Origin of the sequence: Mesorhizobium sp. WSM3859 (genome assembly GCF_002295065.1) — a bacterium.
Lineage (GTDB): Bacteria > Pseudomonadota > Alphaproteobacteria > Rhizobiales > Rhizobiaceae > Mesorhizobium.
In genome coordinates this window covers 246,395-260,662 of sequence record NZ_NSGG01000003.1, presented here as the reverse complement: position 1 = coordinate 260,662, position 14,268 = coordinate 246,395, and the positions used below count along the sequence as shown (strand labels likewise).

Genomic DNA, 14,268 nt, shown 5'->3' with positions numbered 1-14,268 from the left:
AAGGTTCAGCCTAAATCGATCTGCAATATCTCCGGCCGCACACCGAAACGGATCGGGGCGACGCTGAAGCCGAGACCGCCAGAGACGATCAGGTTGCGGTCGTTCTCGACGACATGGCCGTAAGCATAGCGATTGCCATAGGCGGAAGGCACGACCGGCGAATAACCGAACAGCCGCACCTGTCCGCCATGCGTGTGTCCGGACAGCGTCAGCGAGACCCGCCACGGCACTTTCGGAAAAATGTCCGGCTCATGCGCGAGCAGGATGATGGGATCCCTGTCGCCGACCTTGGCCAACGTGCCGGGCAGGTCGTCGAGACCGGTGAGCCCATAGCGGCCCTTTGCCCTGTCCGGCAGCAGCGCAATCTGATCGGCCAGCCCCGCAATCCAGAAGCCTTTGCCGTCCTTTTCCAGGCGCACGACGTCGTTCTCCAGCACCGGTATGCCGACCGCCTCCAGCGCCTTGCGCGAGATGGTCGGCCCGGCTCCGGCGGCCTGGGCGGCGCGATCCTCCCACCAGTCGTGATTGCCGAGGATCGAGAACACGCCGAGCGGCGCCTTGAGCCCGGAGAGCGCCGGCGCCCACTCCGATGCGTTCACCCAGCCGGTAACCATCCGGGTTCCGGCAGGGTAGTCGCCGAGCATGACGATGACGTCTGGCTGCAGCGCATTGGTCTGTTCGGCAAGCGCTGCAATCCGCTCCGGCGTCATCCATGGACGGCAGGCATGGATGTCGGCCAGCGCCACGACGCGCAGCTTAAGCCCGGCCGGCCAGTGCGGCGGCGTCAGCGCGTAGCGCTTCACATGCGTCAGCAGCATCGGCTCGATGCCGACCGCATAGGCGCCGAGCGACACCATGGCGAAGGCCGAGCCGCCGACAAGGCGCAGGAAAGCGCGTCTGGTGATCATGGATCGGCCCAAGCCCCCTTGGGATTGCAACATATAAGCTGCCTTAAAGGCGCCAATTGCGCCCTGAGCTGGGCCAAGGCGCGCAGATTCCGCGCAGATCGGCCCCTTGCTTGGCCGAGCGGCGAACAAATCTGCGTTACTCTTCCTGGAACAGGCTGATCTGCTGCTGGGCGATGTCTTTCGGCGGGTCGAGACCGAGATGGCGCCAGGCATTGGCGGTCAGCACCCGTCCGCGCGGCGTGCGCTGGATGAAACCCTGCTGGATGAGATACGGCTCGATGATGTCCTCGATCGCGTCGCGCGGCTCGGAGAGCCCGGCCGCGATCGTCTCGATGCCGACCGGCCCGCCGCCGAAATTGCGCGCGATCATCGACAGATAACGGCGGTCGAGCGCGTCGAGGCCGAGCGCGTCCACCTCCAGCCTTGTCAGCGCCTCGTCGGCGATCTTCCTGTCGACATGCGCGGCGCCGGCGACACTGGCGAAGTCGCGCACGCGGCGCAACAGCCGGCCGGCGATGCGCGGCGTGCCGCGCGCGCGGCGCGCGATCTCGACCGCGCCGTCGTCGCCGAGCGGCATAGAGAGAATCCGGGCGCCCCGGCGCACGATCTGCTCCAGCTCCTCGACCGTGTAGAAATTGAGCCGCACCGGAATGCCGAAGCGGTCGCGCAGCGGATTGGTGAGAAGCCCGAGCCTTGTCGTCGCCGCGACCAGGGTAAAGCGGGCAAGGTCGATCTTGACCGAGCGCGCCGCCGGCCCCTCGCCGATGATCAGGTCGAGCTGGAAATCCTCCATGGCCGGATAGAGGATTTCCTCGACCGCCGGATTGAGGCGGTGGATCTCGTCGATGAAGAGGACATCGCGCTCCTCGAGATTGGTGAGCAGCGCCGCGAGGTCGCCGGCCTTGGCGATGACCGGGCCGGAGGTCGAGCGGAAATTGACGCCGAGCTCGCGCGCCATGATCTGCGCCAGCGTCGTCTTGCCGAGCCCGGGCGGGCCGACGAACAGCACATGGTCGAGCGCCTCGCCGCGGCTCTTGGCGGCGTCGACGAAGACCTTGAGATTAGCGCGCACCGCCGCCTGGCCGACAAACTCGTCGAGCGACTGCGGCCGCAGCGTCTGATCGGCATCCTCGCCGCGCTTGTCGGGGGCAATGAGGCGGGGCGAAAGGTTCATGCCGCCTTCCTTGCATAGGACCGATGGCGGAACAAGCGTCGCCTCACCGCGCCAGTTCCTTCAGCCCGAAGCGGATCAGCTTGGACGCGTCGGCGCCCTCGCCGGCCGATTTCAGCGCCGCCGCAACCGCGTTAGCAGCTATGTCGCGCGAATAGCCGAGATTGACGAGCGCCGAGACCGCATCCGTGATCGGTGCTGCTGCCACCCCTTCGCCAAGTTCCTGCTTGAGGCCGATCGTGCCGGTGGCCGCGCCAGCATAGGCCGGGGCCTTGGTGCGCAATTCGGTGACGATGCGCTCGGCCACTTTCTTGCCGACGCCGGGCGCGCGGGAAACCATGGCGATGTCGCGCAGCGCGATCGCGTTGGCGAGGTCGGCCGGCGCCAGCGTCGACAGCACCGCCAGCGCCACCTTGGCGCCGACGCCCTGCACATTGTTCATCAAGAGCCGGAACCACTCGCGCTCCAGTCCGCTCTGGAAGCCGTAGAGGCGGATCATGTCCTCGCGCACATAGGTCTCGATGAACAGCACCACCGCCTCGCCGGGTGACGGCAATGATGCCAGCGTGCGCGCCGAGCAATGGGCGACATAGCCGACGCCATGCACGTCGATGAGGCAGCTATCCTCGTCGATCTCGTCCAGCGTGCCTTTCAGCTTGCCGATCATGATTGTCCCCTCATCCCGCCGCCGCCATCCGATAGGCGACGCTCGGGCGGTGATGCGCATGGCAGATGGCGATGGCAAGGGCGTCGGCGGCGTCGTCGGTATCGAAGACCGCCCTCGGCATCAGCACCTTGACCATCATATGGATCTGCTTTTTCTCCCCGTGGCCGACACCGATCACCGCCTTCTTGACCGCATTGGGGGCATATTCGGCGACGACCAGCCCGGCGCGCGCCGGCACCAGCATGGCGATGCCACGCGCCTGGCCCAGCTTCAGCGTCGCCGTCGCGTCCTTGTTGACGAAAGTCTGTTCGACGGCCGCCTCATGCGGCATGGCCTGATGCAGCACCTCGGCCAGCCCGTCATGCAGCTGGCAGAGCCGCGTAGCGAGCGGCGCCTTGTCGTCCGAACGAACGGTGCCGGACGCGACGAAGCGCAGCGAATTGCCGAGGCTGTCGATGATGCCCCATCCGGTGCGCCTCAGGCCCGGATCGATGCCGATGATGCGAATCGCTTCCCCCATGCGCCAAGTTTAACCTTGGCGGCAAGCGATGCCAGCGAAATGTGAACAAACCAGAAACGGTCGCGATCCTGAGATCGCACCCAAAAATCCCATTGAGCCGGCGCTCGCGGCCGGCATGCCCAGAACCTAATTCGTCACGCGACGGATGGTTTTCGACAGCCGCGTGAGAACTGCCGGTCTGGACGATGCGACCAGTTTCCATGCCAGGACCGCGTTGCCCATGCGCCGCGGCAGGATTCCGATGCAAAGGAACCAGGCTGCCAGGGCAGCCCGCCGCCGCCAGGATGCTCTCATTTCCAGGCTGGCGGCGGCGCCCGCTCTTGCGAGCCCCAGCCGGGAGTCGGTCGCAACCGGATGCCGGGGCTCGTCGACGCAGAGCGAAGCCAGCCGCTCTTCCAGATGAACCGGATCGCGAAGGCCGGCATCCGGCGGCACGGTCAAGCCGATCTCGGCCGCCCGGCCGGACAAGGCTTCGAGGCGCCGGAAATCATGCTGCATGCGCCAGCGCGCCCGCTCGGCAAGCTTTTCGGCAAAGACCGAATGGTTGGAACCGTGGATGCGGTAGGCGCCAAGGCAGGAGTCGATGGATTTTACCTCTCCGTGAAGCGGCGCGAGTGTCGCGAGATAGCCATCGGCGCCTTGCCGGAAATCGCTTTCAGGCATGGGCATTATCGGTTCCAGCGCCTCGCGGTCGAACGCCAACCCGCTTGTCACGGTCGTATAGTAGCGTCCCTTTCGCAGCAATTGCGGGACGACGTCGCCCGAATCGAACGGCTGTTCCGGAGGGGGAAAGACATCCTTGATCTGCTGGTCCTCATCGACGAGATGCAGTCGGAATTGTGCCTGGACGACATCCTCGTCCCACTCGTCCAGGACCTCGGAGACGGCGTTCGGATAGAGATAGTCGTCGGCGTCGAGGAAAAGAATGATCTCTCCGGTGCTCGCCTCGAACCCGGTGTTGAATGCGGCGGCATGCCCGCCATTCCTGCGCCTGAGGCACGGACGGATCTTGTCGCCATAGGATTCGATAGACGGCGACCGACGCGTCGGTCGAAGCGTCGTCGACGACCACGACCTCGACATTGCGGTGGTCCTGTTCCAGGGCGCTGTCGATGGCGCGTCCCAAAAACTGTTCGTAGTTATAATTCGGGATGATGATCGATACCGGGATGCGGTCCAATGGCGAATGCACGGGTCGAGCCTCGCAATCTCATTTGGTCACAGTGACGGTGATTTGATGCAAAACCGGGTCGGATTGCCCGGATGCGGCGAACGGCCCCAACTAGGGGCCTATCGCTTCAAGGCAAGGGCGAAGGCGGCCATAGCCGTCAATGCGGCGATGGCTGCCGCAGCATCAAAGAGCGGTCGGGGGGGCCGCAGGCGTCCAAAACCACGGCTCGCCAGATCACAATCCGTTAGAGGCTATGCCAGCTCTGTGGGGCTATCGGGGTGTTTGACGAAACGCTGTTTCAGCCGCGCGCGAACGCCGTGTTCAAAAGGCTGATCTGGTCGGAAACGGGATTGGCCCGGCGGCTGGGGGCGTGCGTCTCGGCGACCACGCCGCCATAGATTTCCTCGTCCATGCGCCGCACCAGCGCCTGCAGGCGCAGCGAGCGCGTCACCAGATCGAGAAATTCCTTCGGCAACTCGTTCCAGCCGAGCGCCTCGTCATGCGCCGACGCGGTATCGAGCCGCACCTTGGATTTCTCCGAGGCCACCTGGTCGCGCGTCATCTCGCCGGAATTCGCCGCACGCTGCAGCAGAAGCCAGGAGGCGACCTGCATCAGCCTCGTGGTCAGCCGCATCGATTCAGCCGCGTACAGCGTCGCCGCCGTGCGCGACAATTTCTTGGCCTCGAGCCTGCCCTTGCCATCGAGATATTCGGCGGCCTGTTCGACCAGCCCCATGCCTTCCTGGTAGAGCGGCTTGAAGGATTGGGAGAAAACCCGGCGCTCCGCCAGCTTGATGGTTTTCGCGCTGCCCTTCGAAGGCTCGTTCATCGATACGCCCCTGCACTGCCGCCAGCCGATTCGACTATCCTTGCCGACGTGGCCAGCACCCTAAATGACTGAGGCTTGAAAATGCGCTTCGACGCCCATGAAGGCAAGCGCATGTTTAACAAACGGTTAACGCCGGCCGCGTTGCAGCCATCCGCCGGCGGAAGGCAACGGCCGGCCGTGCGCGGACAAAAAAAGAGCCGCGGATAAGGCGGCTCTCAGGAGTTTAACAGGGAGGCGTCAAACAAAGTGGCTCCAACCACTCGGTAAGAATCCAGCAAAACTGGATGTGGATAGTAAACGCCTGTAAAGCTTAATGAAGCCTTAACGCCGCTGCGATTTTTTAATCGAACGCGCTTTCATGTGCCGGAACAGGACAGCCGGCCGCCTTTTCCAAGATCGTCCGAGAGCCGGATTTTCGGCCATCGGTCGCGGCTTCGAAACATGCCGGCCGCTGCCGCGGCATCGTTCAGAAACACGCGCCACGCAAAAGGCCGCTCCTCTCAAGCGCTACGCAAACCCGCGCCGGCGCAAACCAACAAGCACATCCGGGAGCAAACCATGGACTGGTATTCGATTGTCAAATTCCTGCACGTTGTTTCGGCCATTTTGTGGGTCGGCGGCGGCTTCGTGCTGTTCCTGCTCGGCGTGCTGGCCGAGCGCGCCGGCAACATCGAGGATAGGCTGCAGGCGATGCGCGCCACCGGCCAGCTCGGCAGCAAGTTCTTCGCGCCGATGTCGATGCTGACGCTGGTCTTCGGTCTCGTCATGTGCGGCTTCTGGGTCGGCTTCACCGAACTGTGGATCGTCATCGGCCTCGTCGGCTATGCCACGACCTTCTCGATCGGCATGCTGGTCTTCAAACCGACCGGCGAGCGCATAGGCGCCATGATCGCCAAGGAGGGGGTGACGCCGACGGCTCTCGCCATCGGCCAGCGCATGATGAAATGGGCGCGCCTCGATTATGCTGTGATGCTGGTGATCATCGCCGACATGGTGCTGAAGCCGACTTTGCACGACATCGGCATTCTTGCCGGCATGGCGATGGTGGTTGCGCTGGGCGCCGCGCTCGGCTTCGGCGGCGGCCGCCAGATGGTGCCGAGCGCCGCCTGATGTTCCGCCCGAGACGCGTTGAGATTCAGGTCAGGCCGAGGCGGAGTCGAAGACGGGCGCGAAGCGACCAAACTGGGTGGGTTCCGAGAACCGGAGCGGAGCGTACTTAAGGTACGTGAGCACCGGAAGCGCAGGAAGCCGCCATTTGCAGGCCGGCCTCACCTGAATATCTGCGCGCCTCACATCAGGCCGGCAATGCCATCCCAAAGCAGCTTGACGGCCACCACCGCCACCGTGGCGTAGGTGAACGGATAGAAGATTTCCGGCCGCATCCGGCGCACCAGCCAGGCGCCGACGATGGTGGAAAGCGGCGCCAATGGCATCAGCACCGCCGAGGCGGTGAGGTTGGCGGTGTCGAACTGGCCGAGCGCGAAATAGGGGATGAGCTTCAGCGCATTGGTGGCGGCAAAGAAGATCGCCGCCGTCCCCGACAGCACTTTCGGATCGAGCCGGATCGGCAGCGCATAGACCTGGAAGGGCGGACCGCCGACATGGGCGACGAAGCTGGTGAAGCCGGCGACCGTGCCCCAGAAGGCGGCGGCAATTCGGTTCGGCGCCGCCGCATGGTCGGCGCCATGGCGGAATTGCAGGTAGAGCCAGCGCAGCACGAACACCAGCGCGACGGCGCCGACGATCAGCCGCACCATCTCCTCGGTGACCAGGGCCGCGGTCAGCCAACCGAGCCCGATGCCGATGACGGCGCCCGGCATCATGTCGACCAGCATCTTGCGGTCATAGACGCCCCACCATGTCCATACCGAAACGATGTCCATCAGGCACAGGATCGGCAGCAGGATGGCAGCCGCCTGGACCGGCGGGATGGTCAGCGCCATCAGCGGCACGCCGACGAAGCCGACGGCGCCGCCGAAGCCGCCTTTCGACAGGCCGACAAGGATCACCGCGGGAATGGCGGCGGCATAGAACCACGGATCGCTGAGCAGGCCTGACATCGGCAAGGGGAGGTTGAGGACGGCGGGAATTCAGCCATAGCGCAGAACACAGCCTGCGGGATAGTCATTTATGCCGGCATCCATTATGCCGGCCGACATAGGCGGCCGGCCGCATCACAATGCTTTGTCGGCCGGTTCGCCAACTCCGAGGTGTGGAAATGAGCGCCATCAGCATTCGCCAGGCGATCGAAGCAGACGTTGCGGCGATTGTCGCGATGCTTGCCGACGATGCGCTCGGCCAAGCCCGTGAAGACGCAAGCCTGCCGCTGGCGCAAGCCTATCTGGACGCCTTCGCGGCGATAGACGGCGATCCGAACCAGCTTCTCACGGTGATGACCGATGGCGCCGAAATCATCGGCACGCTGCAGATCACCTTTCTCGCCGGACTATCGCAGCGCGGCGCCCGACGCGGCCAGATCGAGGCCGTGCGCGTCGCGTCGGGCCGGCGCGGCGAGGGGCTGGGACAGCGCCTGTTGGAATGGGCGATCGACAAATGCCGCGAGCGCGGCTGCCGGGTCGTGCAGCTTACGACCAACAAGAGCCGGACCGATGCGCACCGCTTCTATGAGCGACTTGGCTTCAAGGCCAGCCATATCGGCTACAAGCTCGAACTCTAGAGCAATTCCAGGAGAGGTGTGAGCGGTTAGGCTCGGCGCCTTCGCCGTAGCCTTCCGTCCGGAATTGCGTAAAAACAAGAAGATAGCGCGTTTCGCCGTTTCCGTGAAACGGTGAAACGCACTAGCGATTGGCCGCTGGCTGCCGGCAATTGCGGCCGCTGCCCTACATCTTGTCCGGTCCCGGGTCGCCACCGGCGGCGGTGATTGCGAGCCGGCCCAGATAGTGCGTCCAGCCCTTCTCGTGGCTGTCGCAAATCTCTCGGTCGGCAAGGCCGCTATGGGTGAGCTTGACCCGCGTCCCGCCCGGCTCTTCGACCAGATCGATTTCGACAAGGCTCGAACCGGGTGGCGTCCGATCGTTGCCCTCCCAGCCGAAGCTGTAGGCAAGGCGGTGGACGGGTATGACCTCGGTGAATTGGCCGCGAGCCGTGGCTCTTCCTCCCAAATTCAGCAGATAGAGACCGCCAGGGTTGGGTCTGCCGTTGCCTCCGTTCCCATCCAGCGCACAATCTTGTCCGGATCTGTCAGGAAGGCGAACACCGTCGCCGGCGGCGCCGCGATCTGTACCTCGCGACGAACGATCAAGGGTTCAGCCATCGAAACCTCCCGGGTTTGCGCGCCAACACGGCTCGCCTGGCAGGTGGCGCCGGGCCAGCGCTTTCGATTCGAAGCCAAATCGCCCTGCCGTTCAACTAAAATCTCGTTGGGTCGATTCGCGCTGGTGACAGCGACGGAACGCCGAAGCATGATCGTATCGATGCGGCTTTCTTCAACTTTCGCCTGGCTGGTCGACAGCGCCGGCGGCGCCGTCCAGCCGGATGATTTTCTGGCCACGCTCGGCGCGCGGCTGGTTGACGACGGGTTGCCGCTCGCCGGCGGAGCCCTGACGCTCGCCGCGCCGCATCCGATCATAACGCGCCGCGCCTGGCTGTGGCGGGCCGAGACAGGCGTCGTCATGGAGGCGCTGGGTTTTGGCGCCGGCATGATGCCTGGAACCGCAGAGGCAGATCTCGGACGCGAATGGCTGGCGGGACTGGGAACCGGTGTCGTGCACGATTACACGGTTGGCCCCGAGCGCGAGGATGCGCAATCGGGGAATCCAAAACTGAACTGGGCCGCGGCACGCCCTCTCGCGGAGCACGAATCGAAAACACTGGACCAGGTGGCGCGCTTCGCCGTGGCGCCGCTTGCCGCTCTCGCCGCCAGGTCGACGCTGTCGGCCCTGCTTGAGGCCTATCTTGGGCAACGCAGCGCGGCGCAGGTGTTGGCCGGCCGTTCGCGGCGCGAGGTTGGCGAGACAATCCGCGCGGTCCTGTTCTACAGCGATTTGCGCGACTTTACCGCCCTGTCGGAAGAGACGGACGCCGAGCAGGTCGTGGCGGCGCTCAACGCCAGCTTCGACCGCATCGCCGGCGCCGTTCACGCTTTTGGCGGCGAGGTGCTGAAATTCATCGGCGACGGCGTGCTGGCGATCTTTCCTGTCGGCGAGCGCTCGGTCTCAGAGGCTTGCGAGGCGGCGTTGCGCGCGGTCGCAGCGGCGCGGGCGGGGATGGCGCAGCTCAATCAGGTTCGTGCCGGACAGGGCATGCCCGAGCTGCAATTCGGCATGGCGCTGCACATCGGCGACATGGTGTGGGGCAATGTCGGCACAGCCGACCGCCTGGATTTCACCGCGATCGGCCCGGCCGTGAACCTCGTCAGCAGGCTCGAAGGCCTGTGCCGTCCGCTTGGACGGAGCGTCCTGATCTCCGGCGCTGTCGCGGCGGAAACCTCGGCGCCCCTGGTCCCGCTGGGCGAACACCAATTGCGTGGAATTGTCAGGCCGTGCGCCGTCTTCAGCCTGCTGGACGGGTGATCCCTGGAGCGGTTCGGCGTTTCCGCGAACCGGCTCTGTAACCACGGCCAGCGCGACGATCCGGCGGCGTCCCCGCGCTCGACGATCCTGCTTAGCCCTCCTGTTCAAGCTGGCCGCTTTGCTCTATGCCGCAATGCAACCATCTTCGCCCGGCATAGGCGAAACCGGGATCGAAGGCCAATGAACGATTTAACCCCGCCCAATCGCTGCCGCATCGTGCTGATCGCGCCACCGCTCGTACCGGCGGAGCAGATCTGCGCGGCCTTTGAGGGCGGCGACGTCGCCTCGCTGATCCTGCCCGACAACGGCATGGACGACGCCTCCTTCCAGGCCTTCGCCGAAAGGATCGTGCCGATCGCTCAAGGCGCCGGTGTCGCCGTGATCATCGCCGGCGACAGCCGCATCGCCGGTCGCGTCCAGGCCGACGGCATCCATGTCGAGGCAAAGCCGCGGGATCTCGCCGAGACGATCGAGCGCCTGGCCGGCAAGATGATGGTCGGCGCTGGCGGCGCCAAGACGCGCGACGAGGCGCTGGCGCTCGGCGAGGAGCGGCCCGACTACATGTTCTTCGGCCGTTTCGGCTACGACAACAAGCCGGAGCCGCATCACCGCAACCTCGCCCTCGGCGAATGGTGGGCTGAGATGATCTCGATTCCCTGCATCGTCATGGGCGGCTCCGAGCTTGCTTCCGTCGAGACGGTGGCCGCGACCGGAGCCGAGTTCGTGGCGCTGTCCAGCGCCGTCTTTGCCGACGGACGCGACCCGCGCGCGGCGGTCGCCGCCGCCAACGCGCTGCTCGATGAAACCGCGCCGCGTTTCGAGGACTGACATGCGCTTGCGTGTGCTTCCTCTGGCCGTCCTGGCCGGCTTGCTGGTTCCGGCTTGCTGGCCGAGCGAAACGGCGAGCGCGACCGAGACCGTGCCTCTGCCCCAGCCCCGGCCGGAGACGAGTGCGCCGGACAAGGGCACGCCCGACCCAGCCAAGCCGGATGCGACCAAGCCGGACACGGGCACGACGGGCACGGGTAAACCGGACACAGCCACGCCGGACGCTGGCGCCCCGGATACGAGCAGGTTCGGCAGCGATCTGCATATCGACAAGCCGATCCAGAACACCTTGCCGCAGCCTGCCACCATGACGCCGCCATCGGCCGACGCCGTCAACCCCGACCGTTTCGGCGCCAAGCAGCCGGACGCCGCCTATGGCGCCTTCCAGCGCGGCCTTTACAAGACCGCCTACAACCTTGCCATGGAGCGTGCCAAGAACGGCGATCCGGCGGCCGAGACACTGGTAGCCGAAATCCTGTCGCGCGGGCTGGGCGTGCCGCTCAATCCGGCCGAGGCCGCAAAATGGTATGGGCTGGCCGCCGAACAGGGCGTGCCGGAGGCGCAGTTCCAATATGCGCTGATGCTGCTCGATGGCCGCTATGTGAAGAAGGACGAAAAGGGCGCCTTCGCGCTGATGCAGGCCTCGGCCGAGGCTGGCAACCGGCTGGCGCAGTTCAACTTCGCCCAGTTGCTTGTCCAGCAGGATCCCGGCGATGCCGGGCTTGTGAAGGCCGCCGTCTACTACGAGCGCGCGGCCGCCACCGGCCTTGCCGACGCGCAATATGCGATGGCGCAGCTCTATGCCAATGGCGCCGGCGGCAAGCCGCATAACGACGCCCAGGCGCGTATCCTCCTGGCGCAAGCCGCGCGGCAGAACTACGACACGGCGCAGATCGACCTCGCGGCCTGGATGATCGAGGGACGCGGTGGCGAGCGCGACCTGAAATCCGGCTTTGCCTGGATGAGGCGGGCGGCGCAAGGCGGCAATGTCGCCGCCCAGAACCGCCTCGCCAAGCTCTATATGGGCGGCATCGGCACGGACCCCGACCTGATCCTCGCCGGCGCCTGGTATATCGTCGCCCGCCGCGCCGGATTGATCGACCCGCAGATGGACGACTTCCTGCAGGGCCTCGACGACGACCAGACCAAGCAGGCGCTGCAAAAGGCAAATCGGCTGCCTTGAGGCGCGTCGCCGCGGCGACCGCTTGGGCTCCTCCCTTGCCACTATGTGCGATTTGTGGTCTTGGAGGCGCCAAAGCGCGACCCGCGCCAGAAAATCTCACTCGGATCAGTTCACCATGGCCAAGATCAGTGGCAACGAAATCCGTCCCGGTTACATCATCGAGCACGATGGCGGGCTTTGGGTTGCGGTCAAGACCAACACAGTCAAGCCCGGTAAGGGCGGCGCCTACAACCAGGTCGAGCTGAAGAACCTGATCAACGGCACCAAGCTCAACGAGCGTTTCCGCTCGGCCGAAACCGTCGAGCAAATAAGGCTCGACCTCAAGGACTTCTCCTTCCTTTACGAGCAGGGCGACGCGCTGGTGTTCATGGACACCGAAAGCTACGAGCAGCTCGAGCTGGCCAAGGACTTCGTCGGCGAGCGGGCCGCTTTCCTGCAGGACGGCATGATGGTGACGGTGCAGCTTTACGAGGAGCGGCCGATCGGCATCTCGCTGCCCGATCAGGTGACGCTGACCGTCACCGAGGCCGACCCGGTGGTGCGGGGCCAGACGGCTGCCTCCTCCTACAAGCCGGCGGTGCTGGAGAACGGCATCCGCGTTCTGGTGCCACCCTTCATCTCGGCCGGCGAGCGCATCATCGTCGACACCAACGAAATCATCTACATGCGCCGCGCGGATTGAGCGCCGGCCGGTAGAAGACAAAGCCAGGAAGAAAAAATGGCGCGTTCCGCTCTCCTCAACGTCATGGTCCAAGCCGCGATGAAGGCCGGCCGCTCGCTGTCGCGCGACTTCGGCGAGGTGCAGAACCTGCAGGTTTCGATGAAGGGACCGGGCGACTATGTCAGCCAGGCCGACCGCAAGGCCGAAGAGATCGTCTTCGCCGAATTGTCGAAGGCGCGGCCGGGCTATGCCTTCCTGATGGAGGAGCGGGGTGCGGTCGAAGGCGAGGACGCCCAGCACCGCTGGATCGTCGATCCGCTCGACGGCACCACCAACTTCCTGCACGGCATCCCGCTCTTCTCGGTGTCGATCGCGCTCGAGCGCCAGGGCCAGGTCGTCGCCGGCGTCGTCTACAATCCGGCGATGGACGAGCTCTACACCGCCGAGCGCGGCGGCGGCGCCTTCATGAACGACCGCCGGCTGCGCGTTGCCGGACGTTCCAAGCTGACCGACGCGGTGATCGGCTGCGGCGTGCCGCATCTCGGCCGCGGCCAGCACGGCAATTTCCTGATCGAATTGCGCAATGTCATGGCGGAAGTCTCGGGCGTGCGCCGGCTGGGCTCCGCGGCGCTCGACCTTGCCTATGTCGCTGCCGGACGCATGGACGGTTTCTGGGAAACCGGCCTGTCGTCCTGGGATATCGCTGCCGGCATCCTGCTGGTGCGCGAAGCCGGCGGCTTCGTCTCCGACATGGATGGCGCGCAGGACATGCTGAACAACGGCGAGGTCGTCGCCGGCAACGAGCTCATCCAGCGCGCGCTGCTTAAGACCGTGAAGACGCCGTTGGCTCCTCGTTGACCGGCAATGGCGCTGACGCCCTTAGTCCGAAAGTCGGAATCGATTCTCGGAAAGGCTCGTGCAAATTAAAGTGCTGCAGCGTCGAAAGGACGCGCGGCGGCGCAGTCGCAAAACCGCAACCGAAGCTTGAAATAATGGTCCGCGACCGCCCAGATTAGGGTCTGCAGGATCATTCATGAACGACACGCGTGCAGATACGAGGCTTGAGATCCCCTTTGTGGGGCGCTGGCACTATTCGCGCGCCGAGATGATCGCCGATGGCATCGTCCATGCTGTCGGCATCGTGCTTGCGATCGCCGCCGGTTCGGCCTTCCTGGCGCTCGCCGCATTCCATTCCGGCCCGGGCGAGTATGTCGCCGCCGTCTTCTATGTCGTGTCGCTGCTCACCGTGCTGTCGGTGTCGCTAGCCTACAATCTGTGGCCGGTGTCGTGGCCGGCGAAATGGATCCTGCGCCGCTTCGATCATGCCGCGATCTATCTCTTGATCGCCGCCACCTACACGCCCTTCCTCGCCCAGCTCAACAACTCGCCGCTGGCGCTGCCTATGATCGTCGTCGTGTGGGGCGCGGCAGCGGCCGGCATCGCCATCAAGATGTTCCTGCCCGGCCGCTACGACCGGCTGGCCATCGTCTTCTACCTGGCCATCGGCTGGAGCGGCGTCGTGCTGGCTGGACCGCTGGTCCAGACACTGCCGACCGCCTCTGTCGCGCTGCTCGTCGCCGGCGGCATCGTCTATTCCTGCGGCGTTATCTTCTTCGCCTGGAAGGGCCTGCGCTTCCACAATGCGGTCTGGCACGGCTTCGTCGTGGCCGGGGCCGGCTTGCATCTCGCCGCCATGGTCGACTGCCTGGTCGTCAACCGGTTCTAGGCCTACGGCGCGGGCCTATCGGGCGATATTGCAAAGCGCCATTCAATTTGGTCACAATTCCGTTTAGAGTCG

General features: G+C 65.1%; 14 protein-coding genes and 2 pseudogenes. 8 read left to right on the top strand and 8 right to left on the bottom strand.

What is annotated here, in order from left to right; genetic code table 11:
• Positions 1 to 5: 5 nt before the first annotated feature.
• From CK230_RS08145 to CK230_RS08120, 6 genes and pseudogenes are all read right to left on the bottom strand, one after another.
• Positions 6 to 908: a metallophosphoesterase gene (locus CK230_RS08145; protein ID WP_095816674.1), complete on the bottom strand. Its 903-nt coding sequence runs from the start codon at positions 906 to 908 to the stop codon at positions 6 to 8.
• 136 nt (positions 909 to 1,044) lie between these two features.
• Complete coding sequence (gene ruvB / locus CK230_RS08140; protein ID WP_095816673.1) at positions 1,045 to 2,082, bottom strand: Holliday junction branch migration DNA helicase RuvB; 1,038 nt, start codon at positions 2,080 to 2,082, stop codon at positions 1,045 to 1,047.
• 43 nt (positions 2,083 to 2,125) lie between these two features.
• On the bottom strand, positions 2,126 to 2,746 hold the full coding sequence (gene ruvA / locus CK230_RS08135; RefSeq protein ID WP_095816672.1) for a Holliday junction branch migration protein RuvA: 621 nt from the start codon (positions 2,744 to 2,746) through the stop codon (positions 2,126 to 2,128).
• Positions 2,747 to 2,756: 10 nt separating this feature from the next.
• The gene (gene ruvC / locus CK230_RS08130; protein ID WP_095816671.1) at positions 2,757 to 3,266 is read right to left on the bottom strand and encodes a crossover junction endodeoxyribonuclease RuvC; all 510 of its coding nucleotides are present in this window, start codon (positions 3,264 to 3,266) and stop codon (positions 2,757 to 2,759) included.
• Between the two features lie 126 nt (positions 3,267 to 3,392).
• Positions 3,393 to 4,458 (bottom strand): annotated as a pseudogene (locus tag CK230_RS08125) (glycosyltransferase family 2 protein).
• 277 nt (positions 4,459 to 4,735) lie between these two features.
• On the bottom strand, positions 4,736 to 5,266 hold the full coding sequence (locus tag CK230_RS08120; protein WP_042645727.1) for a DUF1465 family protein: 531 nt from the start codon (positions 5,264 to 5,266) through the stop codon (positions 4,736 to 4,738).
• Between the two features lie 558 nt (positions 5,267 to 5,824).
• Here CK230_RS08120 and CK230_RS08115 point away from each other — a divergent pair.
• Positions 5,825 to 6,376 carry a DUF2269 family protein gene (locus CK230_RS08115; RefSeq protein ID WP_095816978.1) on the top strand — a complete coding sequence of 184 codons (552 nt, stop codon included), beginning with the start codon at positions 5,825 to 5,827 and terminating at the stop codon, positions 6,374 to 6,376.
• A gap of 179 nt (positions 6,377 to 6,555) precedes the next feature.
• Here CK230_RS08115 and CK230_RS08110 read toward each other — a convergent pair whose 3' ends face one another.
• Entirely contained in the window at positions 6,556 to 7,326 is a 771-nt protein-coding gene (locus CK230_RS08110) for a sulfite exporter TauE/SafE family protein (RefSeq protein WP_095816670.1), read from the bottom strand.
• A gap of 158 nt (positions 7,327 to 7,484) precedes the next feature.
• On the opposite strand from CK230_RS08110, the gene CK230_RS08105 reads away from it, so the two are divergent.
• Entirely contained in the window at positions 7,485 to 7,943 is a 459-nt protein-coding gene (locus CK230_RS08105) for a GNAT family N-acetyltransferase (RefSeq protein ID WP_095816669.1), read from the top strand.
• Positions 7,944 to 8,106: 163 nt separating this feature from the next.
• Here the strand turns inward: CK230_RS08105 and CK230_RS08100 are convergent.
• A pseudogene (locus CK230_RS08100) lies at positions 8,107 to 8,540 on the bottom strand (SRPBCC domain-containing protein).
• Positions 8,541 to 8,700: 160 nt separating this feature from the next.
• Between CK230_RS08100 and CK230_RS08095 the strand changes: the two are divergent.
• The 6 genes from CK230_RS08095 to CK230_RS08070 all read left to right on the top strand — a co-directional run bounded on the left by CK230_RS08095 (position 8,701) and on the right by CK230_RS08070 (position 14,196).
• On the top strand, positions 8,701 to 9,798 hold the full coding sequence (locus CK230_RS08095) for an adenylate/guanylate cyclase domain-containing protein (RefSeq protein ID WP_095816977.1): 1,098 nt from the start codon (positions 8,701 to 8,703) through the stop codon (positions 9,796 to 9,798).
• 180 nt (positions 9,799 to 9,978) lie between these two features.
• Positions 9,979 to 10,626, top strand: a complete 648-nt coding sequence (locus CK230_RS08090) for a thiamine phosphate synthase (RefSeq protein WP_095816668.1) — start codon at positions 9,979 to 9,981, stop codon at positions 10,624 to 10,626.
• Position 10,627: 1 nt separating this feature from the next.
• The gene (locus tag CK230_RS08085; protein ID WP_245429855.1) at positions 10,628 to 11,809 is read left to right on the top strand and encodes a tetratricopeptide repeat protein; all 1,182 of its coding nucleotides are present in this window, start codon (positions 10,628 to 10,630) and stop codon (positions 11,807 to 11,809) included.
• Between the two features lie 115 nt (positions 11,810 to 11,924).
• On the top strand, positions 11,925 to 12,491 hold the full coding sequence (gene efp / locus CK230_RS08080) for an elongation factor P (protein WP_095816667.1): 567 nt from the start codon (positions 11,925 to 11,927) through the stop codon (positions 12,489 to 12,491).
• A gap of 36 nt (positions 12,492 to 12,527) precedes the next feature.
• Positions 12,528 to 13,328: an inositol monophosphatase family protein gene (locus CK230_RS08075; protein ID WP_095816666.1), complete on the top strand. Its 801-nt coding sequence runs from the start codon at positions 12,528 to 12,530 to the stop codon at positions 13,326 to 13,328.
• A 175-nt stretch (positions 13,329 to 13,503) separates the two neighbouring features.
• The gene (locus CK230_RS08070) at positions 13,504 to 14,196 is read left to right on the top strand and encodes a hemolysin III family protein (protein ID WP_095816665.1); all 693 of its coding nucleotides are present in this window, start codon (positions 13,504 to 13,506) and stop codon (positions 14,194 to 14,196) included.
• Positions 14,197 to 14,268 lie beyond the last annotated feature (72 nt).

Coding starts and splice junctions, on each gene's coding strand:
- CK230_RS08095 (WP_095816977.1), top strand. CDS start 8,701: ATGCGGCTTTCTTCAACTTTCGCCTGGCTGGTCGACAGCGCCGGCGGC.
- CK230_RS08120 (WP_042645727.1), bottom strand. CDS start 5,266: ATGAACGAGCCTTCGAAGGGCAGCGCGAAAACCATCAAGCTGGCGGAG.
- ruvB (WP_095816673.1), bottom strand. CDS start 2,082: ATGAACCTTTCGCCCCGCCTCATTGCCCCCGACAAGCGCGGCGAGGAT.
- ruvA (WP_095816672.1), bottom strand. CDS start 2,746: ATGATCGGCAAGCTGAAAGGCACGCTGGACGAGATCGACGAGGATAGC.
- efp (WP_095816667.1), top strand. CDS start 11,925: ATGGCCAAGATCAGTGGCAACGAAATCCGTCCCGGTTACATCATCGAG.
- CK230_RS08145 (WP_095816674.1), bottom strand. CDS start 908: ATGATCACCAGACGCGCTTTCCTGCGCCTTGTCGGCGGCTCGGCCTTC.
- CK230_RS08115 (WP_095816978.1), top strand. CDS start 5,825: ATGGACTGGTATTCGATTGTCAAATTCCTGCACGTTGTTTCGGCCATT.
- CK230_RS08110 (WP_095816670.1), bottom strand. CDS start 7,326: ATGTCAGGCCTGCTCAGCGATCCGTGGTTCTATGCCGCCGCCATTCCC.
- CK230_RS08090 (WP_095816668.1), top strand. CDS start 9,979: ATGAACGATTTAACCCCGCCCAATCGCTGCCGCATCGTGCTGATCGCG.
- CK230_RS08070 (WP_095816665.1), top strand. CDS start 13,504: ATGAACGACACGCGTGCAGATACGAGGCTTGAGATCCCCTTTGTGGGG.
- CK230_RS08085 (WP_245429855.1), top strand. CDS start 10,628: ATGCGCTTGCGTGTGCTTCCTCTGGCCGTCCTGGCCGGCTTGCTGGTT.
- ruvC (WP_095816671.1), bottom strand. CDS start 3,266: ATGGGGGAAGCGATTCGCATCATCGGCATCGATCCGGGCCTGAGGCGC.
- CK230_RS08105 (WP_095816669.1), top strand. CDS start 7,485: ATGAGCGCCATCAGCATTCGCCAGGCGATCGAAGCAGACGTTGCGGCG.
- CK230_RS08075 (WP_095816666.1), top strand. CDS start 12,528: ATGGCGCGTTCCGCTCTCCTCAACGTCATGGTCCAAGCCGCGATGAAG.